The sequence below is a fragment of the Marinobacterium sp. xm-d-579 genome (assembly GCF_013282935.1).
Classification (GTDB): Bacteria; Pseudomonadota; Gammaproteobacteria; order Pseudomonadales; family Balneatricaceae; genus Marinobacterium_E.
In genome coordinates, this window is the sequence record NZ_WBYP01000004.1 from 319,473 (window position 1) to 346,103 (window position 26,631).

Annotated in this window: 30 protein-coding genes; 13 read left to right on the forward strand and 17 right to left on the reverse strand. The window is 47.2% G+C overall.

The window, feature by feature from the left end; genetic code table 11:
* Positions 1 to 9 precede the first annotated feature (9 nt).
* Positions 10 to 1,155: a MalY/PatB family protein gene (locus XMD579_RS10680; protein WP_371731480.1), complete on the forward strand. Its 1,146-nt coding sequence runs from the start codon at positions 10 to 12 to the stop codon at positions 1,153 to 1,155.
* Here XMD579_RS10680 and epmA read toward each other — a convergent pair.
* From epmA to XMD579_RS10695, 3 genes are all read right to left on the reverse strand, one after another.
* Positions 1,152 to 2,120: an EF-P lysine aminoacylase EpmA gene (gene epmA, locus XMD579_RS10685; RefSeq protein WP_173489272.1), complete on the reverse strand. Its 969-nt coding sequence runs from the start codon at positions 2,118 to 2,120 to the stop codon at positions 1,152 to 1,154. The genes XMD579_RS10680 and epmA overlap by 4 nt on opposite strands.
* A 63-nt stretch (positions 2,121 to 2,183) precedes the next feature.
* Positions 2,184 to 2,747: an elongation factor P gene (efp, locus tag XMD579_RS10690; protein ID WP_173482223.1), complete on the reverse strand. Its 564-nt coding sequence runs from the start codon at positions 2,745 to 2,747 to the stop codon at positions 2,184 to 2,186.
* Between the two features lie 146 nt (positions 2,748 to 2,893).
* Positions 2,894 to 3,301, reverse strand: a complete 408-nt coding sequence (locus tag XMD579_RS10695; RefSeq protein WP_173506344.1) for a hypothetical protein — start codon at positions 3,299 to 3,301, stop codon at positions 2,894 to 2,896.
* Positions 3,302 to 3,464: 163 nt separating this feature from the next.
* On the opposite strand from XMD579_RS10695, the gene XMD579_RS10700 reads away from it, so the two are divergent.
* Together XMD579_RS10700 and XMD579_RS10705 are read left to right on the forward strand one after the other, a co-directional pair.
* Positions 3,465 to 4,016: a recombinase family protein gene (locus tag XMD579_RS10700; protein WP_173506345.1), complete on the forward strand. Its 552-nt coding sequence runs from the start codon at positions 3,465 to 3,467 to the stop codon at positions 4,014 to 4,016.
* Positions 4,017 to 4,193: 177 nt separating this feature from the next.
* On the forward strand, positions 4,194 to 4,343 hold the full coding sequence (locus XMD579_RS10705) for a carbon storage regulator (protein WP_173506346.1): 150 nt from the start codon (positions 4,194 to 4,196) through the stop codon (positions 4,341 to 4,343).
* 47 nt (positions 4,344 to 4,390) lie between these two features.
* Here the strand turns inward: XMD579_RS10705 and XMD579_RS10710 are convergent, their stop codons facing one another.
* From XMD579_RS10710 to XMD579_RS10750, 9 genes are all read right to left on the reverse strand, one after another.
* A complete protein-coding gene (locus XMD579_RS10710) occupies positions 4,391 to 4,894 on the reverse strand; it encodes a hypothetical protein (RefSeq protein WP_173506347.1) in 504 nt (167 codons plus the stop codon).
* A gap of 36 nt (positions 4,895 to 4,930) precedes the next feature.
* Complete coding sequence (locus XMD579_RS10715; protein ID WP_173506348.1) at positions 4,931 to 5,341, reverse strand: hypothetical protein; 411 nt, start codon at positions 5,339 to 5,341, stop codon at positions 4,931 to 4,933.
* 26 nt (positions 5,342 to 5,367) lie between these two features.
* Positions 5,368 to 5,577 (reverse strand): hypothetical protein, encoded by a 210-nt coding sequence (locus XMD579_RS10720; protein WP_173506349.1) that lies wholly within the window; start codon positions 5,575 to 5,577, stop codon positions 5,368 to 5,370.
* A complete protein-coding gene (locus XMD579_RS10725; protein WP_173506350.1) occupies positions 5,570 to 6,535 on the reverse strand; it encodes a hypothetical protein in 966 nt (321 codons plus the stop codon). The genes XMD579_RS10720 and XMD579_RS10725 overlap by 8 nt, the downstream gene beginning before the upstream one ends.
* A 175-nt stretch (positions 6,536 to 6,710) precedes the next feature.
* On the reverse strand, positions 6,711 to 8,042 hold the full coding sequence (locus XMD579_RS10730; RefSeq protein WP_173506351.1) for a primase-helicase family protein: 1,332 nt from the start codon (positions 8,040 to 8,042) through the stop codon (positions 6,711 to 6,713).
* 101 nt (positions 8,043 to 8,143) lie between these two features.
* Complete coding sequence (locus XMD579_RS10735) at positions 8,144 to 8,308, reverse strand: hypothetical protein (protein WP_173506352.1); 165 nt, start codon at positions 8,306 to 8,308, stop codon at positions 8,144 to 8,146.
* Positions 8,298 to 8,762, reverse strand: a complete 465-nt coding sequence (locus XMD579_RS10740; protein WP_173506353.1) for an HNH endonuclease — start codon at positions 8,760 to 8,762, stop codon at positions 8,298 to 8,300. Before XMD579_RS10740 ends, XMD579_RS10735 begins: the two co-directional genes overlap by 11 nt.
* Before the next feature lie 11 nt (positions 8,763 to 8,773).
* Complete coding sequence (locus XMD579_RS10745; protein ID WP_173506354.1) at positions 8,774 to 9,094, reverse strand: hypothetical protein; 321 nt, start codon at positions 9,092 to 9,094, stop codon at positions 8,774 to 8,776.
* Positions 9,095 to 9,483: 389 nt separating this feature from the next.
* Entirely contained in the window at positions 9,484 to 11,307 is a 1,824-nt protein-coding gene (locus XMD579_RS10750) for a recombinase family protein (protein ID WP_173506355.1), read from the reverse strand.
* A 64-nt stretch (positions 11,308 to 11,371) separates the two neighbouring features.
* Between XMD579_RS10750 and epmB the strand changes: the two genes are divergently transcribed.
* Complete coding sequence (epmB, locus tag XMD579_RS10755) at positions 11,372 to 12,379, forward strand: EF-P beta-lysylation protein EpmB (RefSeq protein ID WP_254443787.1); 1,008 nt, start codon at positions 11,372 to 11,374, stop codon at positions 12,377 to 12,379.
* Between the two features lie 40 nt (positions 12,380 to 12,419).
* Positions 12,420 to 12,941 carry a hypothetical protein gene (locus XMD579_RS10760; RefSeq protein ID WP_173498692.1) on the forward strand — a complete coding sequence of 174 codons (522 nt, stop codon included), beginning with the start codon at positions 12,420 to 12,422 and terminating at the stop codon, positions 12,939 to 12,941.
* Positions 12,942 to 12,958: 17 nt separating this feature from the next.
* Here the strand turns inward: XMD579_RS10760 and XMD579_RS10765 are convergent, their stop codons facing one another.
* Positions 12,959 to 13,279, reverse strand: a complete 321-nt coding sequence (locus XMD579_RS10765) for a DUF1820 family protein (protein WP_173482221.1) — start codon at positions 13,277 to 13,279, stop codon at positions 12,959 to 12,961.
* A 155-nt stretch (positions 13,280 to 13,434) separates the two neighbouring features.
* Here XMD579_RS10765 and miaB point away from each other — a divergent pair, with 155 nt between their 5' ends.
* The 5 genes from miaB to lnt are packed head-to-tail and all read left to right on the forward strand — an operon-like array spanning position 13,435 to position 18,545.
* Entirely contained in the window at positions 13,435 to 14,778 is a 1,344-nt protein-coding gene (gene miaB / locus XMD579_RS10770) for a tRNA (N6-isopentenyl adenosine(37)-C2)-methylthiotransferase MiaB (RefSeq protein WP_173482220.1), read from the forward strand.
* Positions 14,778 to 15,761, forward strand: coding sequence for a PhoH family protein (locus XMD579_RS10775; RefSeq protein ID WP_173482219.1), 984 nt, complete (start codon positions 14,778 to 14,780; stop codon positions 15,759 to 15,761). The genes miaB and XMD579_RS10775 overlap by 1 nt, the downstream gene beginning before the upstream one ends.
* The gene (gene ybeY / locus XMD579_RS10780) at positions 15,761 to 16,207 is read left to right on the forward strand and encodes an rRNA maturation RNase YbeY (protein ID WP_371731481.1); all 447 of its coding nucleotides are present in this window, start codon (positions 15,761 to 15,763) and stop codon (positions 16,205 to 16,207) included. Before XMD579_RS10775 ends, ybeY begins: the two co-directional genes overlap by 1 nt.
* Positions 16,208 to 16,221: 14 nt before the next feature.
* Positions 16,222 to 17,064 carry an HlyC/CorC family transporter gene (locus tag XMD579_RS10785; protein WP_173482218.1) on the forward strand — a complete coding sequence of 281 codons (843 nt, stop codon included), beginning with the start codon at positions 16,222 to 16,224 and terminating at the stop codon, positions 17,062 to 17,064.
* A 2-nt stretch (positions 17,065 to 17,066) separates the two neighbouring features.
* On the forward strand, positions 17,067 to 18,545 hold the full coding sequence (lnt, locus tag XMD579_RS10790) for an apolipoprotein N-acyltransferase (protein WP_173482217.1): 1,479 nt from the start codon (positions 17,067 to 17,069) through the stop codon (positions 18,543 to 18,545).
* Here lnt and XMD579_RS10795 read toward each other — a convergent pair.
* A complete protein-coding gene (locus XMD579_RS10795; RefSeq protein WP_173506356.1) occupies positions 18,510 to 19,028 on the reverse strand; it encodes a metalloendopeptidase in 519 nt (172 codons plus the stop codon). The genes lnt and XMD579_RS10795 overlap by 36 nt on opposite strands.
* Before the next feature lie 185 nt (positions 19,029 to 19,213).
* Here XMD579_RS10795 and leuS point away from each other — a divergent pair, with 185 nt between their 5' ends.
* Genes leuS through holA form a run of 3 tightly spaced genes read left to right on the forward strand, consistent with a single transcriptional unit; the run spans position 19,214 to position 23,347 of the window.
* Positions 19,214 to 21,799 carry a leucine--tRNA ligase gene (gene leuS / locus XMD579_RS10800; protein ID WP_173483439.1) on the forward strand — a complete coding sequence of 862 codons (2,586 nt, stop codon included), beginning with the start codon at positions 19,214 to 19,216 and terminating at the stop codon, positions 21,797 to 21,799.
* Positions 21,800 to 21,808: 9 nt separating this feature from the next.
* A complete protein-coding gene (gene lptE, locus XMD579_RS10805) occupies positions 21,809 to 22,297 on the forward strand; it encodes an LPS assembly lipoprotein LptE (protein ID WP_173484513.1) in 489 nt (162 codons plus the stop codon).
* Between the two features lie 3 nt (positions 22,298 to 22,300).
* On the forward strand, positions 22,301 to 23,347 hold the full coding sequence (holA, locus tag XMD579_RS10810; RefSeq protein ID WP_173484512.1) for a DNA polymerase III subunit delta: 1,047 nt from the start codon (positions 22,301 to 22,303) through the stop codon (positions 23,345 to 23,347).
* A 26-nt stretch (positions 23,348 to 23,373) separates the two neighbouring features.
* Here holA and trmL read toward each other — a convergent pair whose 3' ends face one another.
* From trmL to glnL, 3 genes are read right to left on the reverse strand one after another with little or no spacing between them, the layout of a single operon-like run.
* A complete protein-coding gene (gene trmL / locus XMD579_RS10815; RefSeq protein ID WP_173482245.1) occupies positions 23,374 to 23,829 on the reverse strand; it encodes a tRNA (uridine(34)/cytosine(34)/5-carboxymethylaminomethyluridine(34)-2'-O)-methyltransferase TrmL in 456 nt (151 codons plus the stop codon).
* Between the two features lie 45 nt (positions 23,830 to 23,874).
* The gene (gene glnG, locus XMD579_RS10820) at positions 23,875 to 25,284 is read right to left on the reverse strand and encodes a nitrogen regulation protein NR(I) (protein WP_173482212.1); all 1,410 of its coding nucleotides are present in this window, start codon (positions 25,282 to 25,284) and stop codon (positions 23,875 to 23,877) included.
* Position 25,285: 1 nt separating this feature from the next.
* Complete coding sequence (gene glnL / locus XMD579_RS10825; RefSeq protein WP_173482211.1) at positions 25,286 to 26,341, reverse strand: nitrogen regulation protein NR(II); 1,056 nt, start codon at positions 26,339 to 26,341, stop codon at positions 25,286 to 25,288.
* Positions 26,342 to 26,631: the final 290 nt, after the last annotated feature.

Genomic DNA, 26,631 nt, shown 5'->3' on the forward strand with positions numbered 1-26,631 from the left:
GGAAGAGTAGTGAGTGAACCAATGAATGATTTCGATTTTGATCACTTAATTGATCGCCAAGGGACCTGGAGTGACAAGTGGTCTAAATACGCCGGTACAGACATACTTCCAATGTGGGTTGCTGATACCGATTTTCGCTCTCCACAAGCTGTGATTGATGCTTTAAAAACGCGTGTCGATCATGGCGTTTTTGGCTACACCCGCACACCAGAAACACTCAATCAGCTGTTTTCTGAACGCATGCAGCGCCTATACAACTGGACGGTCTCTGCTGAAGATCTAGTCTGGTTACCCGGTCTCGTCTGCGGGCTAAATTTAGCGACCCGCGCTTTAAGCACGGCTGAGCAATCCGTCATCACCGCCCAACCTATCTACCCACCCTTTATGTCCGCTCCCGCTCTCTCTTCGAGGGCGTTGATCACCATTCCCATGAAGGGTCGTGTCATTGATTTTGATGCACTAGAAGAGGCCATTACAGCAGAAACCAGACTGCTACTTTTCTGCAACCCACACAATCCTGGGGGTGGCGTCTACCGCCATGAAGAGCTCGAGAGGCTCGCACAGATCATTATCGATCAGGATCTATTGATCTGCAGCGATGAGATTCATTGCGATCTCATTTTACAACCTGAACTACAGCACACACCGATCGCGAGTTTGAGTGAAGAGATCGCCTCACGCACTGTGACGCTGATGGCGCCCAGTAAAACCTGGAACATTGCAGGGCTGGCCTGCTCTGTTGCGATCATTCAAAACCCCGAATTAAGAGCGCGATTTAAAAAGGTACGCAAGGGCATAGTGCCCGACGTCAATCTACTGGGCTACACCGCGGCAGAAGCCGCCTACTCACAGGGAGACGAATGGAATCGCAAGCAGTGCGAATATCTGAAGGGAAATAGAGACTACCTGATCTCTGAAATAGGCAAGATTCCCGGCTTAAGCATGCTACCTAACGAGGCCACCTACCTTGCCTGGATCGATGCCAATCAGCTTGGCGTCGACAGCCCACAACAACTGTTTGAATCTCAGGGTGTGGGACTATCTGATGGGGAGGATTTTGGTGCACCTGGATTTGTTAGACTTAACTTCGGGTGTCCAAGATCGCGTATTGAGGAAGCTGTTCGTAGGATGAAGCTGGCCGTCGATTCGCTCTAACAGCGCTCAAACCCGAAAGGGACAACCTCTTTGATACTGCTCGCGCCAACTTTGATCATCAGCAACCGATCAAAACCAAGTGCCACGCCGGCACAAGCTGGAATGCCGGATTCTAGGGCCGAGACTAAACGAGTCTCCAGCGGTCGTCGTGGAAGCCCTGAGGATTCACGCTGCTGATCGTCAGCTTCCAGCCGTTCAGCCTGCTCAGCGGGATCTCGCAGCTCCTGATAACCATTCGCCAACTCCATACCGCCCGCATACAGCTCGAAGCGGGCAGCCACTTTGACACCCTGATCATCCTCAACAACCTCAGCCAACGCAGCTTGAGAGGCGGGAAAATCAAATACTAGCACCGGTTCAATGAGTTTCGGCTCAATCAGATGCGACATGACCAGCTCGAGCCAAGTATCTTTGCGATCATCCGTAAAAGGGCACTCAAAATGGGGCTCAAGCAGAGCTTTTAACTGGTCAATGGTCGCTTGATGAGGATCCATGCCCACAAAGCGTTTAAACAGTTCACGATAACTGAGACGTTCCCAATGCTGCGGCCCCAGCACCGCAGTAACCAGAGCCTGAACTTCATCCATCAGCTGCTGCGCACTGAAACGAGGGCGATACCACTCAAGCATGGTGAATTCAGGATTGTGAAGCCGCCCTACCTCGCCATTCCTAAATGCTTTAGCCAACTGATAGATGGGGCCTGAGTCAGCTGCCAATAGGCGCTTCATGGCGTACTCTGGCGAACTCTGCAGGTAGTAACGCTGCTCTTCAGCCCCGGGGTAACTTGAGTAGGAGACTTCAAGTGAATCGATAAAAGGATCACTGACTGCCGCTTGTGACAGACATTGAGTATCCACCTCCATGACACCGCGTTCAGCAAAAAAAGCGCGCACATCAGCCAGCATCTTTGCTCGCTCACGAAGTGTTAAGATCTCTGCTGTAGGTTGCCAGTGATTTCGATTCATACAGACTCCAAAATTAGAACCAAAAACGGCAGCCGAAGCTGCCGTTTCTATTACAAACCCGTGTTAGGCACGGCTTACGTATTCACCGGTACGAGTGTCGATCTTAAGAACTTCACCCTGGTTGATAAATAGTGGCACACGAACCACTGCACCCGTGCTGAGAGTCGCAGGCTTAGAACCGCCCTGAGCCGTATCGCCTTTAAGGCCTGGATCAGTTTCAGTCACTTCAAGCTCAACAAAGTTAGGAGGTGTCACAGCAATAGGGTTGTCGTTAAATAGAGTGATCATCACTTTGTCACCCTCTTTCAACCACTGCGAACAGTCGGCAACGGCTTTCTCATCCGCAGCGTACTGTTCAAATGTGCTTGGCTCCATGAAGTGCCACATCTCACCATCACTGTAGAGGTACTCCATGTCACGATCCATCACATCGGCTGTTTCAGCTGATTCGTTCGATTTGAAAGTACGCTCCCAAATACGACCCGTCATAAGGTTACGAAGACGAACTCGAGTGAACGCCTGACCTTTTCCCGGTTTAACAAATTCAACTTCAACCATGTTACATGGATCGCCGTCGATCATCACTTTCATGCCAGTCTTAAACTGACCACTTGAAACGTTTCCCATCTCTTTTTCCAAATCATTGATTGAATGTTTGACGAGCATTCTACTTCAAAGCATAAAGCCGAAACTACCAAGTAAAATGCACTAGTTGGATTTATTATACCTCCAAACCAATCTGTAGTAATGATAATTGGTTAGTTTGTGTCTGATTAATCCAGCTTGTCACAAGTCATCTCCCACCCATTTACGACATTGGATTTTATAAGGGACATTGAGGCAAAAAATTTGTCTTCCCGCATTTTCTCTTCAATTAGAAACAGGTATGCAGAGTCAGCTCTGATATTCATGGCTTTAACAGTACCGTGCCAGCGCTCAAAAATTTTATAAGTTTCGGAATATTTCAGAGAAGTATTAGACACCTGAGAGACCGTAATACTATCCAATGATACCTTTACTAAAAATTGCTTAGCGAGATTACTAGTAATGTGATCGACATATTTTTCAGGGTCTGCTGATGTAGAGAATCCATCCATAGAACAGAAATAATTGTTGATTGAACCAGCTAAAGAGCTAGTTGAAACAAAAGCACTACAAAGCAATAAAAATACTATTTTCATAGATTCTCCTTACACCTCAACAAGTAGAGCCCATTGTAGCCGCAAAACATATGTAACAAACTTTTAATACATTAAGAGCATTGCTCATATTTATTAAATTGATAGTTATGAGCACCTCCTGTAAGATATGTCCATTACTCTTAAGATATGAGCAGGTGGCAATATGAGCACATTGATTGGTTATGCACGAGTATCAACTCAAGACCAAAGCCTAGAGCACCAAATAGAGGCACTTAATGAAGCTGGATGCACAAAAGTGTTCAGCGGCAAACATGGCGGAGCTTCAAAGACCAATGAAGATGCTCTAGCCCAGCTCACAGACTATGTGCGTGATGGTGATACCGTTGTGGTGACAAAGCTAGACAGGCTTGGACGTTCTCTGAGACAGGTTCTGCAGACTATTGAGACCTTGAGAGCCAAGGGCGCTTCTTTGAAGGCTCTAGAGCAACCAGTGGATACCTCCAAAGATGATGCCTTCAGTAACGCCATGCTCCAGCTCTTGGGTGTGTTTGCAGAGATGGAGCGCACATTCATTGTTGAACGTACACAAGCTGGCAGACAGGCCTCTGGTAAGCTAGGTGGCAGACCTCCTAAATTAGATGATGTGGCTAGAAAGTCCGTGAAAGCTAAATTTGCCGCTGGCGCTTCTAAGAACGCTCTCAGTCAGGAGTTCGGAGTTAGTCGCCTAACCATCAAGAGGATTGTTGAGGCGTAAATTTAAGCCTTGGCAATTTTGCATAGGGCGGGCCACCCATTTAGGCCGTTTTAGTTTTATATGTACCTCGCCAGATACATCAGGCTGCATTTTAGGATCGAAATTTTAAAAGAGGTGGCAATATCTCAAATGCGTCCTACGCTACAGTCTCCACAAACAAAATAGGAGCACATGGATATGCTTGCACTAACTATCAAGGACGGTGAAACACTTCACATTGGCGATGACATTAAGATCGTTATCAATAAAGTCAAAGGTTCGGAAACAAAGCTAGCTGTTGAAGCACCGAAGACTGTGAAGGTCTTGCGGGGTAAGTTGAAAGGTTGATACAAAAGTGCGACTGCAGATTATTTAGTCGCACTAATTTTCTTTAATCAAAGCTTTTCTATAACATTTGATTGATTGCCTACCATGATGCAGTACTCAAGCTCACCAAAGAAGGGGTGGAAAAAGTTTACTGTACCATCAACGACAACGTCATCTAGTTGGTCATCATAAGCAATAGCAGTATTGATGCCTTCTTGTCTAACTTTAAAGATGGTCTCCATTGCGTGGTCTTTGACTTCTTGATCCGTCTTGCCATCTTCTGTGTAGCCTGAGTTGTTTATATCCATCATGACCCCAAGACCAATTAGGCCTCGGGCGGCTTTATGGAATCTTTTCTCTTGATCTTGTGGGTTTTCAACAAAACCTGCCTCTGAGGCTAAGTACATTACTCCTAGGCAATGACTTATACCCATAAGAGTTTTATTGTAATCGTTCTCTGCCATTCCCTCCTCAATATTAAGGTAGGCATTGGCCTCAAATTTAAGAGACTCAGCATATGAGAATGTTGCTGTAACGCTTAAAATTAAAACTGCATATATTTTAGTTATCACTGATTTACTTCCTAATCGTCTTGTTTTGATATGAGCTTAACTATCAATCTTTTTACACTTGCCACGAGACATAATTGCAATGCTCCAATCAACTCCAGAGTTTAATAACCATTCAGCATATGTGCCCGTCAAAATATCAAAATGGAGAAGATACTCTCTGTCGCCACTAGAGCAATCCAAAAGATCTCTTTGGTCATTGATTTGTCGGTTACAATCTAAGGCGAGCCATTGATCTTTACTGCCATTAATTTCGTTTGATGAAATATCTGCAAAACTGAAAACCTTGGGCTGGTACTTTGAAACATCTTGGATTTCAGCAGTATCAGGCTTTGATGGAAAATGAGAAAGCGAACCTCTCCAAGTATCCATACAGGAATACTCAAGAGTTTCAGCTTTTAAATGACTTGTGGCTATTGTTAACAGCGCAACAAATGTTAGTAGTTTCAATTTTACCTCAAGCATGATTCCCTAAGTTATAAGTCCTCTTCTATTAAGAGTTCTTCCGCCTTTTTGTAAGCCACAACACCGACAGCTACAACAGCTCCAATAGCAATATCTTGCTTGAATGCCTCTGCTGACAAAGGATGTGACAGTCCGTATTTCTTAGTCATGCAACCTGTCGTTGTGGATAAGGCACAAACCACAATAACAATCTTAACTATAATACCGATGTGTTTAGTCAACTACTGTTCCACCCCATAGTTCAGTACAGTATTTCCTAGTGATTATTCGCTCTTTGCGACCTTTAGTTCGGCATCTAACCATCTCAGATTCTTGAGCAGAGTTTTCAATGGTTTTCTTGGTAGTTTTGCCTGTAATCATGTTAATGAGCTTTTGTGCTTGAGGCGGCATTTGCTCAAGCTTTTTACCTTTAAGACTTCTCATATACGCATACAGTGCTTTAGCTATACCCTCGCCTACAATCGCATCCTGGGCGGTACAGTAGTACGCAGTTTCATATAACTTACTGCCTTCCGATAACTTGTATTCTTTAGCTATGGCTTTTGTGAACCCTTTAGTAAGCTTTTTCTCATCTATATCTCGCTTACCTTTTTTATAATAATTGGCTGATGTGTCATAGTTCATGTTCTTTAGATTCATTGCTGAATAGAAGTCAATTACACCATCAGAATCCAAGTCTCCTCTACCAGTTCTTGTTGAAAGGTCAAAGCACAGAGAAGAGGCATTAATCAGCTCTTCGGTGGACAAGTAAGTAGAAGCTCTCATAAATGCTTTGCTGGCCGTGAACTCTCTAACAGCATCATAGGCTTCTATTTGATCTTCTAGAATGGGCTTGAGATAAGCTACCAAAGCCTCTTGAAGCTCTCGTGTATGAGCCCACAGCTTGAGGGTTTTACCGTCTTTTGTGTAAATAACACGCTCTCGATTTGCATTTACAGAAATATCACCCTTCAAGTTAAGAAGCTTAATCTTGTAAACTGCATAAATATTATTCCCAAAGCGGATATAGTAAGACTCTGGCATATCCTGCAGCTTTTCTATCAATAATTCATTTACTGCTAAACGTGCTTCCAATGGGGCTGGGTTATCAGCAGGAGGGTAAGGCGAGACATTTTGCTGAACGCAACCAGACAGGAATGTTGTAATACAAGCAATACCAACAAGCTGCATTAAACTCATAGAATGTTCCCTTTCGTTTTAGTTGCCAGGCTGTTCAATGAGCTTCATTCCCTCTTCAGTCTCAATATATCTATTACCCTGTGCATCTACATAAACTTGCGAGCAAGCAGTTATGAACAAAAGTGTAGTAATTGCCATAATAGTTTTAAACATCACGCCAAACCCTCTTAAATGCTTATAGGCTATCTTTATAGACTACTCTCTCTAGCTGATTACTGCTACCTTGATATGTAACAATCCATTCCCCATTTGCTTTTGTAATCTCAACACCATCACGCCAGTACAAAGTAGGCTTGTTAGCATTAACAGGTTTGCGGCCCTTGTTTAGGCCAGCCATTGCCAGAAACTCCTTTTGCCTAGTTGTTTCCATATCCTTCAAGAAGCTCTTGAGGTCGCTATAGCTAAACACAAGTGATCTCGGATTATCCGCTAGAAACTCAATTAGCTCTTCAACAGCTGGAGGTATAGAGTCTTCAATGCAAGCAGACTTTGCAGGTGTCATAGGCGCATGAGCAGTTAGTTTGTAACCGCTAAGGTCTCTAGTATCTAGCAAACCTGCTATAGCTTCATAGCCGCCTGATTCAAGCCAAGCTATATACCTTGTGAAATACTCTTCTTTTTCACTTCCACGTAAGCCTGTATCCCACTCAGCAACAAAGAACCTACGATCGTGTTCTTCAATAAACATGGGCGCACGGTTAGATAGCATAATTACTTGAGCAGGTATCTCTGCTTCAAAGGACTCACGTCCTTTCGGGTTTGCATCCATTACGTTCATTCCAGATAAGGCTTTGATGGAGTCATATAAGCGTGTATCAGCACCGACTTTGACCTCTTCTACGACTAACAATGTTCTTCCCCAGAACTGATATGAGGGCTGGCCTGTAATCTCCTTAACATCCGAACTTACCCGAATAGCGTCACGCCCAAATACTTCCATGATGGTGTCTTTAAAAAGGCTTTTACCCTGACCTTGCTGCTCACTGAACAGGTAAAGTGCGTGGTGTGCTTTATGTTTGGGCTTGGGGTTCTGGTAGCGATACGCTAGGAAGTCTAAAACAAACTCTACTTCTTCATTGCTGCCAAGCGCCAGCTGCAAATGCTCAACAAAAGGTGTCGCATCAACATTGGCGTCAGGTTTAATAGATGCGGGCTTCCATAGGTTCAGGTGGTACTTGTGGTTGCGATTAACTACCACGCCCTCATTAGGAGCGTAAATCTCACGGCCTGACCAGTACCTTAGTTGGTTGGTGTTTTCTACGATCTCTTTAGCAAGCTCGTAATCAATATCAGTAGCGTGTGCTAGTGCACCAATGACAGCACCCCTTTGCAGGTCTTTTTGATTGTCAGCCGTATCCACGTAGAGCTTTACAGTGGGGCTATCTTTAGCAATCAAGAACCGCTTAGCTAAGTAGTTCTCTGCTTGCTGGCGCTTTTTGTATTCAGAAGCTGTATTTGTTTCTTTTGGACATGGCGAGACAATGCTCACATTCACTGCTGTGTTCATAATTTATACCTAGATGTCTGATGTTCTGTGGTGTCTGCAGCTTTAGGGCAAAGCGGACAAGGCAGACGGGGATGTTTGCTGAAAGGTAAGGTGGTGCTGTATTAGAACTCGTTAGCTCCACTGCTCAATGCAGTCTTAATAGCCTGTGCCACCACTCTACTGGTGCTGTAGCGAACTAATGAGCCTTCGTTTATGAGTCTTTTAAGTTCCATTAACTCAGCCGTCTCTGCAGACGACAGGTAAATTACAATCTCATTAGCTTGCATACTTCACTTCCTCCTTAACCGCATTGAGCAATATTGCCCAATCAGAGTTCTCTTTAGCTGTGACGTACTCCAAATTGCAGAGCCTATTATCATCAGTAACAGCATTGATATGATTTACTTGGATGCGCTTTGAACCGTCTCTGTCACATCCACCATCTTCTAAGAATGTCCTAGCTACAATCCTATGCACTAGTTCTTGGTGTGGTTTTCCCTCTCTAGTCGTCAGTGTGACCTTCTTGTATCCATTGCCGCTATTTTGGGCTTTTAAGACGTGTGGTTCGGCTTTGTTAATCCTTGCTCCTCTTCCATTGAAGTGACTTACACAGCTGATGATTTCTCCTGTCGTTGTAGCTAAGTAGCCGTGATAGCTTGGTACAGGCAATGCGTAGTAGAGGCGATCTTTAACGATAATTGTGACTGGAGTTAAAGCCTTCAAAGTCTGTCTAGATGTCATTGTCCGTCTCCTTAGTGTTTTAGTTTGTTGAACAGATCTAGTTGCACTTCATCGAGCGGAGCGTCTGGGTCAAAGCCTTCATTGCTTGGATGACTCTGAAGGAAGCGTCCTAAGCGGGTCTGCTCTGCTGTAAACGAGTAGGGCATAGCCGCTGTGTATGTCGGAGCTTCATCAATCGTCTCTAAACCGATAAGAACGGCATAGGTGATTGCATCAGCTGTAGTGACACGTTTTTGCTTACCAAAGGCGAGCTGCAGGTGGTCTTTGATGTGGGATAGAGCGCCAACTTCAAAGTCATTGGCATCGTATGGAACACGAGTTAGGTTCGTCATGGTTTAAGTATCCTTTAAACGACAAAGCCCCAATCGTTGGACATAACGAACGTGCATACGAATACGCAGATTCTAATGACCTGATTAGGGCTAAGTTGTGGGTTGGTTTGTTTAAAAAAAACGGCTCTAAGCCGCTTTAAATATAGATTCTTTGTTTGGAGAACAGTATAGAAACTGGAATGAAATTTAGCCGAAGCTATAGGCATCATCGGCATTGAATCTATACATGTTATTATACCACACTTTTGTTCATTTGTCAAGACATATTGTATGTTTTGGTTATAAGGAATGGTCAAAATATGAACAGCTTTTAGTTAATGTGACGGGCTTTAAATAATAAGTGAGGCCGTTGTAAAGGCCGTTATTTCTATGAAGCCTGTACAGGTGCTTTATGCGCCCTCTCTTCCAACAAAATTTAGCGTTAAGCCAATTGCTTCTTCAAGCTGTTTAAGCTCGTCCTGAGTTCCATTTTCTAGTAGCAATGCCGCTCTCTGAACTGGAGATAGATCGCTTAATTCAAAACCTTCCCTCAGAGCAATATCCTCTATCGTTTTGAATAGTTTCTTTTCGGACAATTCATCCAAGAACTTAAATACTTGCGACCAGTTTGAAACCGCCCAATCGGCATCAAGAGGAGTAAGCCAAGTAGAGTCATCGCCCTCCTTCCAATGCAGGTCTTTTCTGATAAGAAAACTTCTCGGAGGATTCTTCTCATCAAGCACTTCAACCTGATGAGCAACAAGAGATCGTCTGTGCTTCAGAATCTTAAGCACTTGCCCCGCACTAGAAACTATTTGAGCGTCAATTAAGGTCAGCGAGTAGCCTGACAGCCTTAAAATATTTAAGAACTTTGAAGTTTCAGTACTAGAAAAGCCTAACAAACCCTCCGATTGAAGAAACTCTTCCTTGACAGTCATTGTGGCTCGTTGCTCCGCAGAGCTAACAGACAACAATCCCCGTTGCCCCTCAAGCTTATTTATTTTCTCTTGAATGTCAGCAATCTTTTCCTTCAACTGACTCCTACCAGTAACAGCAAAAAGGTCAGTTAGGTTATCGGCTTGTTCGTTCAACTCTGACAGCCTGACATCTATGGTGTGTATTTCTTGCTCATACTCGTTAACACGCACTGATCTAGTCCATTGTTGAAGTGCTTTGCGTGAGAACCTATAAAACGCCCACTCTCCTAGATGATACGGAAACTGTTTCTCACCACATGAATTTCCAACTTTTCCATATCTATTACACCTAAGGTAATCGTAACCATTCTTGTTAACTTTATGAGTACCAGCTCCGCAACCACATCGGATGAATGAACTTAATATGGTCTTGCTGGATGTTTGAGGTTTTGACTGCTTGGGTCGGGAGGACTTCAATAACTGGAGCGAATGGTAATCTTCTTCACTTATCAGAGACTCATAGGCGTTTAAAACCATCTCAGTACGGTCTTTATTTTGATACACACCGTAGACAGCTCTACTAGTAAGCACTGTTTCAACCGCTGTCTTACTCAATTTCTCACTGTATTGATCGTGCAAAAGTGCTGTAATGCCCCTGATAGAGTTACCCTTTTTAAACTCTTCAATAATAACAATGGCTAACTCCGCTCTATCAGGAATCAACTTACCTGTATTATCCAACCACCACGGAGTCTTATAAAACTTTACGTGTTCACCTTTTGCTATTTTCTTAATTTTCTCCCTATTAGCCGCTGAGATTCTCTCGGACAGTTTCCTTGAATAATCATGGGCCATTTGAACCTTGCCAACTAGCATATAAAGTTCGCCCATATTATTAGTCAATGACTCTTCGCTATATCTCTGAACGTGACCCTGCTCAAGCGTGACAATTTCTACACCACTACTCAGAATAGTACTTATAAGACTAATCATCTTGAGCGGCTCTAATCTCCCAAGGCGATCAAGCGCCTCAACTAGGATTACATCCCCTGTGTTAATTTTCCTATCATGGATAGCCTGAATAATGGAGTTCAGGCCAGCTCCGTCGGCCAGATGCTCGCCTTTATATCCTGACTTACCTAGATCACTAGCACTAAGATTGGAGAGTTGGTATTGAGGGTTTTTGGCCAGCCACTTATCAATACTTTCCTGTTGGCGAGCTACACTGCTACCATAGCGCTGTTGGTCGCTGCTGAATCTGATGTAGCGAATTGCTTGAGGCACTTTAAGTCTTCCATTATTTGGTACTAATGGCATCTTACTTCAAAGGAGAATCGGCTCCAACAGATCGTTTACATTCTTGGAAATTTTGGTCACTTCAATGATGCAGCTGTTGGACATTACGCCAAACTCTTGGCAAGACTCACTGAAAAGTGCCATCACCGATCCTAAAGCCTTACTGGAGAGACTGTCCCTACCCAACGAGCTACTCGAACAGGCTCAAGCGGCTAGCCAGCTCTTCCCATTGCGAGTCCCTCTTGAGTTCCTAAGCCGCATGGAGCTAGGCAATCCAGACGATCCTTTGCTAAAACAGGTCCTTCCGATCAGAGACGAGTTCATTCAAACTCCAGGTTTCACAGAAGATCCGTTAAACGAGAGTGATGCACGCCCGACTCCAGGCGTTGTGCACAAATATAAAGATCGAGCACTGTTGATCTTGAGCGGAGCTTGCGCCATAAACTGTCGTTACTGTTTTCGCAGACACTTCCCTTACTCTGACAACCAGCTTAGTGGGGAGCATTGGCAAAGGGCTCTCGCCTATCTAAAAGAGCATACAGAGTTAAGAGAGGTGATCTTCTCAGGCGGTGATCCACTGGTCACCTCTGATCACCGTTTTTCAAAGATGGTGGCGGATCTTGAAGCCATACCTCATCTCGAACGACTCAGAGTCCACACTCGCCTACCCGTGGTGATTCCATCCAGAGTAACCGATCAACTCAATGACACCTTGCATAATTCAAGGCTCAATTGCGTCGTGGTCCTTCACATCAACCACGCCAATGAGATTGATCAGAGTCTGAGCGACGCCGTCACCAAGCTAAAACAGAGTGGTGCAACCATTCTCAATCAAGCGGTGTTGTTAAAAGGGGTCAATGACAGCGCCGATGAGCAGGTCAGACTCTCACGTGCTCTGTTTAGCGCAGGCATCCTCCCCTACTACCTCTTTCTTTTTGATCCTGTCGCGGGGGCCAGTCACTTTGATATCCCGATTGAACAGGGTAAAGAGATCTTTACGCAAATGCAGAGAGAGCTACCAGGATATCTTGTTCCTAGACTCGCGAAAGAAATTTCAGGCAAAACATCAAAAACCTTGTTAATATCCAGTTAAGGTTTTTGGAGAAAACAACGTGATTGCAAAAAGAATAACAATGCAAAACGCTTTAAAACTGACCCTGCCAGCACTGGTATTGTCAGGTTGTATCAGCTTGCCAGACACAACAGCTAAGCTGACAACTCAACCGCCCATCACACCCACTCCACTACAAAAAACACTGGTCATTCACCAACTTCAGACGGAAGTCATCACCCCAAAAAATGTTGCTGCAGTCATCGATTTCAGTAATCAGACGGATCGCGACCTAGACTACGTGATGTTTAAGACGATCGCTTTCGACGCAGAGGGTAAGGTTATTCCTGCGATGAAGAGCGGCGATGATCATGCCTACTTGAGAATTGCAGGGCCTTTGTCGCCCGAGCATAGAACCGGCGATCAACAGTGGGATAAGGTCTGGGCTGACAGCTCGGTTAGCTGCTTTAGAATTGAGAGTGCTGAACTGATCTTTTCGGACTCAAGCGTAGAGGACTACTCTAAAGATCAGATCGAGCTCCAACTACCCACCTTGCAGCCTGCCATCTGTCAGCAAGACCAAGGGTCGCTGGCTAGTAACTGATTATCAGTTTCGCGAGGTTATTTACTCCGTGAGGGCATGACTGGAAAAGCGGTGACGGTGCCCTCGGCATCCGTAATACGAGCTTTTCCTCGCTTCTCAACCTCATCAATCTGAATAATGGCCTGCATCGGAACGAAAGAGCGTTTTACACCTGCGAACTCCTGCTGTAGACGATCTTCGGCAGGATCAATCAGCATCTCAGTGTGACTACCAAACACGAAACCCTCTAGCGCAACAAACCCCCACATATCAGCACTGTAAACCTGTTCAACGTAAAGCTCGTAGACTTTATCTTTGTTGATGTAAGTGACGCGATAGAGGCGTTTGGCATCGGCCATTGAGAATCTCCAATCAATCTAAACTTGAGTTGCCTAATCAGGTTAGTGGGGGCGCTCTAAACAATTGCAAGTTCGTTAGCGCCAAAGAGTGCGCTGAGGTATACTTCATCGCCCCAAATGATGGGGCATAGATTCAACGTAACGACAGGTGAAACATGACTAAAAAGCTCTTTATCAAGACACACGGATGTCAGATGAATGAGTACGACTCCGCACGAATGGCTGACCTTCTGGGCGATAGCCACAAGCTGGAGCTAACCGATAATCCAGAAGAGGCTGACGTCCTGCTTCTAAACACCTGTTCAATTCGTGAAAAGGCGCAAGAGAAGGTGTTCCACCAGTTAGGCCGTTGGCGTCTTTTGAAAGAGCAAAAACCCGGATTAATGATCGGGGTAGGCGGCTGTGTTGCAAGCCAAGAGGGCGAAGCGATTCGTGATCGCGCGCCGTTCGTCGATATGATTTTTGGCCCACAGACCCTACACCGTCTTCCCGAGATGATTGAAGATACAAAGGGGGGCAAGGTCGGTATCGTTGATGTCAGCTTCCCAGAGATCGAAAAGTTCGACCACCTCCCCGCTCCTAAAGTTGAGGGGGCAGAGGCATTTGTTTCAGTCATGGAAGGTTGTAGTAAGTACTGTACTTTCTGTGTCGTGCCCTACACCCGTGGCGAAGAGGTCAGCCGCCCGCTGGATGATGTGATAGCCGAGTGTGTTGAGCTGGCTGAACAGGGCGTGCGTGAAGTCAATCTACTGGGCCAAAACGTCAACGCTTACCTCGGTGCGACTCATGACGGTGATACGGCTGATCTGGCTGAGCTGATTCGCACCATTGCCGCGATTGAGGGTATCGATCGTATTCGTTTCACTACTTCACACCCTGTAGAGTTTACCGACAGCCTGATCGAGGTTTATGACGAAGTGCCGGAATTGGTGAGTCATCTTCACCTACCGGTTCAGAGTGGCTCTGACCGCATACTAATGGCAATGAAGCGCGGCCACACGGCGATTGAGTACAAGTCGAAATTACGTCGAATCAAGGCGAAGCGTCCAGATATCAGCTTCTCGTCGGACTTTATCATCGGCTTCCCAGGTGAAACGGATGCCGACTTTGAGGCGACCATGAAGCTAATCGAGGATATAGGTTTTGATACGTCGTTCAGCTTCATCTACAGCCGTCGCCCAGGCACCCCTGCGGCAGACCTGCCTGACGACGTATCGGAAGAGACGAAGAAACAACGCCTACACATTTTGCAAAGCCGTATCACTCAGAACGCTTTGCAGATCAGCCGCCGCATGGTCGGAACCACTCAACGCATTCTGGTCAACGGTTACTCGCGTAAAGACCCTGGCCAACTATCGGGTCGCACGGAGAACAATCGTGTTGTGAACTTCCGTTGCGATAATCCAGACCTGATTGGTCACTTCGCCGATGTCCGCATTGCTGAAGCGCTTCCGAACTCGTTGATCGGTGAGTTAGTTAGCTCCGAGCTGGATCAATAATGAGCGAAACACAATCTTTCCACATCAACCTACAGCCTGAAGATGGCGCAGCCTTGGCTAATCTAGTCGGCCAGTTTGATGAGCACTTACGTCTGATTGAAGAGCGCACCGGAGTCCAAATCGGTAACCGTGGATTCCAGTTCAAAGTTGAAGGTGCAATTCAGGCCGTTCGCCCGGTCTGCACACTGATTGAAGCACTGTACAAAGAGTCTCTAAACGGCAAACCACTTGCCCCATCAGACATTCATCTATCGCTACAACACTCAGGCATTTCACAAACTGATGTGAAATCGACTGCGACGGATGATGTCACTATTCGTACTCGAAAAATGACGATTCGACCTCGCGGGGAGAATCAGCAAAAGTACGTTCAGTCGATTCGTTACCATGACATTAACTTTGGTATCGGACCTGCCGGCACCGGTAAAACCTACCTTGCGGTTGCTTGTGCGGTTGAGGCCCTTGAGCGCGAAGAGGTCAGTCGAATACTACTGGTTCGCCCTGCCGTCGAAGCGGGTGAAAAACTCGGTTTTCTACCCGGCGATCTGACTCAGAAAGTCGATCCCTACTTACGCCCTCTCTACGACGCACTCTATGAGATGATGGGCTTTGAGAAGGTAGCACGCCTGATCGAAAAGAATGTCATAGAGATCGCACCCTTAGCTTACATGCGCGGCAGAACGTTGAACGGCTCGTTTGTCATTCTTGATGAGTCACAAAATACGACACGCGAGCAGATGAAGATGTTTCTTACCCGCATAGGGTTTGGCTCAACAGCGGTTATCACAGGGGATAAAACCCAGGTCGACTTACCACGCGGCGCCAGCTCAGGCCTTATTCATGCAATGCAGGTACTGGACGGGGTGAAAGGGATTGGATTTACTCACTTCGAAGCGAAAGATGTGGTTCGTCACCCTATCGTGCAGCACATTGTACGTGCTTATGAAGCGTACGAAGCCAAACATACAGACGAGCGTAAATAGTGATTCATTTAGAGGTTATTCGCGCTGTTGATAGCAACTCACTCCCGAGTGATGAGCAGTTTCAATCCTGGGCCGAATTAGCGGCATCACAGCTATCGGGCGAAGCTGAACTATGCATTCGTATCGTTGATGAAACCGAGAGCCAGACACTGAATCGTGAATATCGCGGTAAAGACAAGTCGACCAACGTACTCTCTTTTCCGTTTGAAGCACCTCCGGGCTTCCCTGGCAATATATTAGGTGATCTAGCGATTTGTGCCGCGGTTGTAGAGCGCGAAGCAACCGAACAAAACAAACAGATTCATCACCATTGGGCTCACATGGTGATCCATGGGGTATTGCATCTACTTGGATTCGATCATATAAAGGATGAAGAAGCCGAGGAGATGGAGTCACTTGAACGAGAACTGCTCGCTCAACTCCAAATCCCAGACCCCTATATTTGAGGCAACCACACACTATGAGTGAAGACCGATCGAGCGGCTCATCCAAAAGCTTTTTTAGCAAACTTGCTTCAGCTTTTTCGGATGAGCCCAAAACCCGCGAAGACCTGTTTGAAGTTCTTTATGAGGCCAACGACACTGGCCTACTAGACCAAGATGCGCTAACGATTGTAGAAGGCGCTATACAAGTGACCGACATGCAAGTGCGTGACGTCATGATCCCTAGATCACAAATGGTCTCGGTACAGATCGATCAATCTGCCCACGAATTTATGCCACTGGTCATCGACAGTGCACACTCTCGCTTTCCTATTGCAGGTGAAAACCCAGATGAGATCGTCGGCATTCTTCTTGCCAAGGATCTTCTTCCCTATGCACTGGACGGCCGCTTAGAACAGTTCAGTCTCGCTGAGCACCTTCGCAAAGCAACCTTCATTCCTGAAAGTAAGCGACTGAACGTCTTGCTACGTGAATTCCGTGTCACACGCAATCACATGGCCATCGTCGTTGATGAGTACGGCGGAATTGCCGGTCTTATTACCATCGAAGACGTGCTCGAACAGATCGTCGGGGATATCGAAGATGAGCACGACGAAGATGAAGACGAGGGCAACATCAAAGCCTTTGAAGATGATGGCTTCATTGTCAAAGCGTTAACCCCTATCGAAGACTTTAACGAGTACTTTGACGTCGGCCTACCTGATGATGAGTTCGATACCGTGGGTGGACTGGTGACACGTCAATTTGGTCACCTACCCGATAAAGGGGAGACGATTCGACTCGATGACTTCACCTTCACCGTGCTAGCGTCTGAAAACCGCAGAATTAGACTGCTACAGGTTAAGCACCACAAGGAGTAGTGATGCTGCTCCAGCCTCTTGTGAATAGGACTTTGGCGGTTGCTGCAGGGGCAATAGCGACACTCGCTTTTGCCCCTTTTAGTTACCCGCTATTAGCGATTGTCTCTATTGCCACCCTCTACTTGCTGACCCTTAAATCCGATTCAGCGTTCCTGATGGGTTGGCTCTATGGTTTGGGATACTTCACCGCCGGTGTCTCTTGGGTCTATGTGAGTATTCACTTACACGGTGGCATGGGTGTTTTAGCCGCCGCACTGATGACTCTCATGTTCACTGGCGCGTTAGCGATACTCTTTGCCGCACAAATTTGGCTCTACAAACGCCTGTTTACTGACGGCTCAGCACCAGGATTTGTCGCTCTTTGGATCTTGTTTGAATGGGTGAGAAGCTGGCTATTTACCGGCTTCCCTTGGCTGCTCATCGGCTATGCGTTCATCGATACACCACTTATCTCATTAGCCCCGATCGGCGGCGTGTGGCTAGTGTCGGCGATGGTTCTGATCATTGCTGTCTCGGCTTCCCATGTCATCCACCGTAAAAAACCGACCCCTCTCCTACTGATCCTTGCGATATTAGGTGCCTCTTACCTTATTCCGTCACACTGGACAGAGAGTTCAGAAAAGACCGTCTCGATCACATTAATACAGCCCAATTTAGCCCAAGAGTCTAAGTGGCAAATTGAGCAAGTTGATCGACACATACAGAACATTATTAATTTAAGCGTCCAAGCACCCGCTACCGATCTGCTCATTTGGCCTGAGACCGCCGTACCCAAATTAATAGGCCGCGCCATCAACCAGATCAGTCCGCTAGTGGAGATCCTCAACCAACAAGGCACCACGTTAATTTCAGGTTTCCCAAGAAAAGAGTGGAGTGAGAGCCAACAGCGAAACCTGTACCACAACTCGGTGGGCACGTTGACGGGTAAAATCAGCCTGTACGACAAACAGAGACTGGTCCCTTTTGGGGAGTACATTCCCTTTGAAAATCAGTTGCGAGGGCTGATCGCCTTTTTTGATCTACCAATGTCCAGCTTTAGCTTGCCAGAACAACCAACTTTTCAGGTAGAGACACCTCAGGGGTCGCTGGCGGGCGCAATCTGTTATGAGATCGCCTACCCAGAGTTGGTCAGAGAGAATGCCAATCAGAGTGACATGATTCTGACGCTCTCTAATGACACCTGGTTCGGCGGATCTCATGGCCCAGATCAGCACTTTGAGATCGCCAGAATGCGTGCTATCGAAAATGGTAGGCCCGTGATAAGAGCCACCAACAACGGTATTTCAGGCTTCATTGATGCCAAGGGTCAAGTCTTAGCGACCGCACCCAGATTCGAGACGGCGATCCTAACCCATGAGATCGCCCCAAGCATGGGCCAAACCCCCTATCAACAGCTGGGGTTGTGGCCAGCGCTTATCCTTGCTGCAGCACTGTTATTAGCCGCGCTATTTAGACATCGCTCGTTCAAACAGAACCGCTGAACAGTCACGACAAGGCTGTAATTTTTGACTCTCGCTCAGCATCTGCTTAGCTCCACACTGTGTACAGACAAACTGCCCAGGTAGTGCGATTTCACCGGCGGCGTAGTGTGCTTCACCGTGACTCAACTGTTCACGGAGCAACTCCTGCTCAATACGAGTTTTATCGGCCACTCTCATCAAGCGATCAACAATCCCCTTCTCCAATACGGCAAGATCCAGCTCTAACCAATCAGCCAGCGCTCCGCCGACCTTTTGAACACCGATTGAGAACTGCTTCAGATCACGCATTAGGTAGGCTTTTAGCAGGGCCGCTTCATCTGCAGACATATCAAGCGCTGTCTGCTCCAACTCAACCGTTTCATTGACCGCTAAGGTAAGTTTCTCAAGCGTCACTTCACTGGCACCATCGAGAGAATCCATCACTTGATCGACCAATTGATCATAACGGCCAGAATCGAGCTTATCTTGGTTTGTATCACTCATAAGTAAACTCCTTTTAAGAGCGGATTATTCAGCAGCCAAACCTGTCGGCGCGACCGCATCTGATGTATCCTATGCAGTATTGAACAGTATTAATGAAATAACCATTGAGCGGTGTCATTTCTTAGCAAAGTAATTTGCTCCAAGAACAATGATGCCGTTTTTATGTTTGCAGAATATAGAGACCGATGAACGAACAGTACCAACCCCAGGATATTGAGCCGAAAGTCCAGCAGCAGTGGGAAGAATCCGGCGCATTCAACGTTGAAGAGGATTCCAGCAAAGAGAAGTTTTACTGCCTCTCGATGTTCCCTTACCCAAGTGGTCGTCTGCACATGGGCCACGTACGTAACTACACCATCGGTGATGTCGTCTCTCGATACCAGCGCATGCAGGGCAAAAACGTTCTTCAGCCCATGGGTTGGGACGCCTTTGGTCTACCAGCTGAAAACGCTGCACTTAAAAACAATGTGCCGCCTGCTAACTGGACCTACAGCAATATCGATTACATGCGTAATCAGCTTAAACAGATGGGCTTTGGTTACGACTGGGATCGCGAGCTAGCGACCTGTCACCCGGAGTACTACCGTTGGGAGCAGTGGTTCTTTACTCGTCTTCTTGAGAAAGGTCTGGTCTACAAGAAAGAGGCCGAGGTGAACTGGGACCCAGTTGACCAAACCGTTCTGGCTAACGAGCAAGTGATCGATGGTCGCGGTTGGCGCTCTGGCGCGATTGTTGAGCGTAAGAAAATCCCTCAATGGTTTCTGAAAATTACTGACTACGCAGACCAACTACTGGAAGATCTAGAGAAGCTGGATCACTGGCCAGAACAGGTCCGCACTATGCAGCGCAACTGGATCGGCCGCTCTAAAGGGGTTGAGCTGAAATTTGCGGTGCCTAACAAAGGTGATCTAGAGGTCTTCACAACCCGCCCTGATACGCTGATGGGTGTTACCTATGTAGCCGTTGCACCACAACACCCTCTAGCACTTGAAGCAGCCGAAAATAACCCAGAACTTGCTAGCTTTATTGATGAGTGTCGTCACCAAAAAGTCGCCGAAGCTGACATGGCGATGATGGAAAAACGCGGCATGCCATTGGGCATCGAAGCCACTCACCCTCTCACTGGTGAAATGGTGCCGGTTTGGACAGCAAACTTTGTTCTGATGGATTACGGTTCAGGCGCTGTCATGGCGGTTCCGGGTCACGACCAACGTGACTGGGAGTTTGCAACCAAATACGGACTGAACATCAAACAGGTCATCAAGCCTCTGTCTGACGATCAGACTGTCGACTTGACGAAAGAAGCGTTCACAGAGAAAGGCGTTCTGTGCAACTCGGGTGACTTTGACGATCTAGAGTTCGAAATGGCGTTTAAAGCCATTGCAACTGAACTGAACAACAAAGGTCGCGGTCATACAACCATCAACTTCCGCCTTCGCGATTGGGGTGTTTCACGCCAACGCTACTGGGGCGCACCGATCCCGGTTGTTAACTGTAATAGCTGTGGATCAGTACCCGTACCTGAAGATCAGCTGCCTGTGCTTCTGCCAGAAGAGGTAACCTTCGACGGCGTCGGTTCACCGATTAAAAAGATGGAGAGCTTCATCAAAACAAGCTGTCCAAAGTGTGGCGCAGATGCAGAACGCGAAACGGATACCTTCGACACCTTCATGGAGTCAAGTTGGTACTTTGCTCGCTATGCAAGCCGTTACTCAGACAGTGCGATGCTGGATCCTCAAGCAGCCAACTACTGGCTCCCTGTTGATCAGTACATCGGTGGTATCGAGCACGCTATTTTGCACCTACTCTACTCACGCTTCTATCACAAACTACTGCGTGACGAGGGTCTAGTAAACTCTGATGAACCTTTCACTCGCCTACTCTGTCAGGGCATGGTTCTAGCCGATGGCTACTACTACGAAGATGAACAGGGCGGTAAGGTTTGGATCTCACCGGTTGATGTAGAGACTGAGACAGACGAGAAAGGTCGTGTGACCAAAGCCACTCATAAAGAGACGGGTAAAACGCTGATTCACGACGGCATGTCCAAGATGTCTAAGTCGAAAAACAACGGCATCGACCCTCAGGTTATGATCGATCGATACGGCGCCGATACGGTTCGTCTATTCATGATGTTTGCGGCACCACCAGAACAGTCACTAGAGTGGTCTGACTCAGGTGTGGAAGGTGCACACCGTTTCATCAAACGTCTCTGGAAACAGGCACACGACCATATCGCAGCCGGCCCAGCATCAACTTTAGACACGTCCAAGCTGAATGATGGGCAGAAAGAGCTGCGCCGTAAGACTCATGAAACCATCCAAAAAGTGACGGATGATATTGAGCGCCGCCAGACATTCAATACAGCCATTGCCGCTGTCATGGAGCTTTCAAACAGTATCGGTCGATTCAACGATGACTCCGAGCAAGGACGTGCTTGTAAACAAGAAGCGCTTAGCGCTGCTGTCCAGCTGTTGTCCCCGATCATTCCACACGCAGCCGATCAGCTGCTGACTGAACTGACGGGTGCAAGCCAAAATGATAGCTGGCCAAGTGTTGATGAATCCGCTTTGGTACGTGATAACATCGAGATGATTGTGCAGGTTAATGGCAAACTTCGTGCTCGTATCAATGTTGCCGCCGATGCCGATAAGGACACAATTTTGCAACTGGCCCTGGCTGAAGCTAATGTTCAGAAATACATGGAAGGCCTAACGCTGCGCAAAGAGATTGTTGTACCAGGCAAACTGGTCAACATCGTCGTCAGCTAGGAGTAAAAGATGAAGTTGTCACGTACGTTCGTTGCAGGTTTTGCCATGCTGTTTCTAACAGCTTGTGGCTTCCACCTAAAAGGGCTTTATGAGGTACCACCAGCGTTACAGAAATTAACTCTGGTTGAAAACACCACACAGCCCACTTCGTTAGGCAGAGAGCTGACAGCTCAACTGCAACGCAACGGCGTGACCCTCACATCCCGAGCTAAGCTTAAACTGATCGTTGAATCGGCACGCTACAATCGCCGCGCGGTGATTCTTGATGCCAATGCCGATGCACAAGAGTACGAATTAAGCGGTGAAGCTCAATTTGCCATCTATCAAGGTGATAGCACAGCGCCCGCCATTGAGCGCCGAGTCAATGTTCAACGCAGTGTTACCGAAACTTCAGACACCTTGGCACAAGAGACTCTGGAAGAGCGCTACCGCACAGAGATCAATCGTGCACTGGCTGAACAGATTATTCGCCAATACCTAAGTTTCGTTCCGCGCTAACCTATGAAAGTTAGAGTTGATCAGCTACCTCAGCAGCTCAACAAGCTAAATACCTCGCTACCGGTCTACCTTGTAACCGGGGACGAAACACTTCAACACGACGAAAGCTGTGACGCCATTCGAGCCCATCTTCGCGGTCTAGAATTCACTGAACGAGAGCTCTATCACATCGATTCCAGCTTTAACTGGGACAGCCTGATGGAGGCCGCCAATAGCCTCTCTCTATTTGCAGAGCGCAAAATTATTGAGTTACGACTCGGTTCACAAAAGATCAAAAAAGCCGAATCAGATCTGCTACAACGCTATCTAGAGAACCCTGCGCCCGATACGGTGATATTCATTTTGGCTGATCGACTCGATGCCGGTGCGAAAAAGAGCGCCTGGTTCAAGCTGGTCGAAAAGCTCGGGCTAGTGGTTGAAATCTGGCCCATTGAAGTTGACCAACTCCCGCGCTGGCTAGCGACACGCCTTCAATCTTTTCCAATCTCTATGGATCAAGAGGCGATCGGCGTCTTAGCCGATCGTGTAGAGGGCAACCTACTCGCGGCACAACAAGAGTTAGAGAAGCTCTCTCTGCTCTACCCCAACCAAACCCTTGATGCCAACCAGGTTGCCGAGGCGGTTGGCGACATGTCACGATTTGATGCCTTTGCACTTGCAGATGCGGCGATACAAAGACAACCTGCAAGAGTACAACACATTCTGCAGGCGCTAAGACAAGAGGGTGTCGAACCGACCTTCATACTCTGGGCCATTTCACGTGAGTTGCGCACGCTAAGCAGCGTGATTACAGAGATATCAGAAGGGAAGAATTACGATACGATTGCGAACAGACTGAGACTGTTTAGCAAACGTAAAACCGCTATTCGCAATGCCAGTCGTCAGATTAAAGTCTCGGAGATTGAGCAGTTACTGCGACTTTGTGGACAAGCTGATCAGGCCGTTAAAGGACAACTACCGACCGACCCCTGGTTAATAATTGGACAGATCTGCTTACGCCTAGCGGGTGTCGAGATGGCTTCACTCCATACCCAACACTCAGCCCCTTAAGCAAGCCTAACCACCTCAGACCTTAGCTACTTGGCTCCCGCAAAAGAGAGCTGCCGCCACGCCTCATAAACAACAATGGCACAGGCATTAGACAGATTCAAACTGCGTGAATCAGGGCACATCGGCAAGGTAATTGCATCGGTCGAATCGATGACACTCTGAGGCAGACCCCGTGTCTCCGGGCCCAATAGAATCATATCACCCGATGCAAAATCAGCATCGGTATAGGCGCGATCCGTTTTGGTCGTCATCGACCATACTTTTCTTGGGGAGACTGATTGAATACAGGCTTCTAATGACTCATGAACTTTCATAGAGGCAAACTCGGCATAATCCAATCCCGCTCTGCGCAGGCGCTTATCATCCAGCTCAAAGCCGAGGGGTTTAATCAAATGAAGGGAGAAACCCGTGTTAGCACACAGGCGAATAATATTTCCGGTATTGGGTGGTATCTCGGGTTCGTAAAGAGCAACGTGAAGCATATCGGCACCTAAACTGTTAGATGCCGATTGTAGCATTAAGCGACTCTAATCCGCCTCAATACCCAGCTCTTTTAGCTTGCGGGTTAGGGTATTTCGCCCCCAGCCTAAAAGTTCAGACGCATCACGTTTACGGCCACCCGTATGTTTAAGCGCAGTCTCTATCAACACCTGCTCAAACTGACGTTCAGCCTCTTTGAGGATGCCCCTCTCCCCTTCAAAGAGACGCTGATCAGCCCAGCCACGCAGTGCTTGTTCCCAATTACCATGAACAACAGGGCGTTCATTTGAGGACTCTAGAAGCTCTGGTGGTAAATCAGAGACAAGAACCTCTCGACCAGACGCCATCACGGTAATCCAGCGACAGGTGTTTTCCAGCTGTCGCACATTACCTGGCCAAGTCAGATCGCGCAGAAAACGCTCTGTTTCCGGCTTAAGAATCTTAGTCTCAACGCCCAGCTCTTTCGCCGAACGTGACAAAAAGTGGCGAGCGAGACGAGGAATATCTTCACGACGCTCATTTAACGAGGGGATGTGAACTCGAATCACGTTTAGACGGTGGAACAGATCCTCACGAAACTTACCCTCTTTAACGAGGTTCTCTAGGTTTTGATGGGTTGCCGCAATGATTCGAACATCAACTTTAACCGGTGTATGACCACCGACACGGTAGAACTCACCGTCAGCAAGAACACGCAAGAGTCGAGTTTGAGTATCCGCAGGCATATCGCCGATCTCATCAAGGAACAGTGTGCCACCATCGGCCTGTTCAAAACGGCCACGGCGCGAAGCTTGAGCTCCGGTAAAGGCACCCTTTTCATGCCCGAACAGTTCAGACTCAATCAAGTCATGTGGAATAGCCGCCATGTTCAATGGAATAAACTCATTACCCGCACGCGGACTGTGGCGATGCAGAGCATGGGCCACCAGCTCTTTACCTGTACCAGACTCACCATTGATCAATACAGTAATCGGGGAATGAGACAGACGACCAATGGCACGGAACACCTCCTGCATAGCCGGCGCCTCACCAATGATCTCAGGTGTATCATCTTCAACAATCACTTCGGTTTGTTGACGCTGCTCTTCAACGTGCTGCACCGCTCGCTGAACCAGCGCTACCGCCTCATCAATATCAAATGGCTTAGGCAAGTACTCAAAGGCACCACCTTGATAAGAGGCAACCGCGGAATCTAAATCTGAGTGAGCGGTCATGATGATAGTCGGAATGTCTGCATAATCAGCTTGAAGCTGCTCTAGCATCTCAAGACCATCAATGCCCGGCATACGAATATCGCTGATAATCACATCAGGCTGTTCACGCTTAATTTTACGCAGCAACGCATCGCCCGACTCAAACACTTCTGTCGCCAAGCCACTGCCAGAGATCGCTTTCTCTAAAACCCAACGTATTGAGCGATCATCATCTACTATCCAAACGGTTGCTGGCTTAGCCATCTCAACTCTCCAAAGGAATTAAAATTTTAAAATTTGTTGTACTGGGTTTCGAGGCGACCTCGATTAAACCCTGGTGCTGACCAATAACAGATTGGGCAATCGATAGTCCCAACCCAGACCCTTCCGCACGACCGGTCACCATCGGATAGAACACGGAATCTAAAAGATCCTTTGGTATGCCCGGACCGTTATCGATAATCTCTACGCAGCAGACCAGTCGATGCTGCTCTGCGCCCAGCGTAATTCGTCTGAGCGCTCGTGTTTTCATACGGATTTGCGGAGCGGCTGTTTCAGACTCTTTCAGGGCCTGCATCGCATTTCTGCAGATGTTTAAAACCGCTTGGATCAACTGTTCACTGTCGCCGTTAAACTCCGGCAGACTTGGGTCGTAGTCACGAACCAACTGAATCTCTTGCTCGCTTTCAACTTCAATCAGAGCACGCACACGCTCGAGCACCTCGTGAATGTTCACCGGGTGTATGTTGGGCTTCTTGTAAGGCCCCATCAGACGATCCACCAGATTTCTTAACCGATCCGCTTCATCGATGATAATTCCGGTGAACTCTTTAAGCCCCTCATCATCCAGCTCGCGCTCTAGCAACTGTGCAGAGCCGCGAATCCCGCCCAACGGGTTCTTGATCTCATGTGCCAAGCCACGCACAAGCACTTTGGCGGTGGCATGTCGATTCAACATCTCCTCTTCACGCTCAATTCGAACCAGGCGATCACGTGGGTGCAACTCCATCAGTAGAAACCCATTCGGTAACCTTGAGATGGTGTAATCCGTCATCAACTCGTTACCACCAAAGGTAATCAGAGCGGCTTCGCGTTTACTGACATGCTGTCCCGTCGCAGAGACACTCTCTAATAGCTTGAGCTCCTCTTCGGAACCAATAAAGAGATACTCGATGTGTGAATTTTTTAAGCGTTTAAAGCTACCCTCTAACAGAACCTCAGCGGCCGGATTCATATACTTCAACTCGAACTTCTGCCCCAGTACCAATACAGCCGTATTGAGGTTTTCAAGAATCAATTTGTACTGTTGCGATCCGAACATTAGGTATTCCCAAGGGTTTTGATGACTTAACAGCTCTACTCTAACGTTAAGCCTTAATAGCTCTACTTAATAAGCAAAAAGGTTGCCAACTCAGCGAAACCCAGTAACCACGGGCTTTTGAGTTTTAGCATGCACAATAGAATGGCATATATGAAGATATTATGCACCATTTTGGTGCGAGGTGTTTTGTGCGCATCCATGCGCCTGCAGGATACCGTTCGTCCTGGCATGCCCTGCTCCTGCACATCCTTTTGCTAGCAGGATACCGTTCGTCCTGAACATAAAAAACC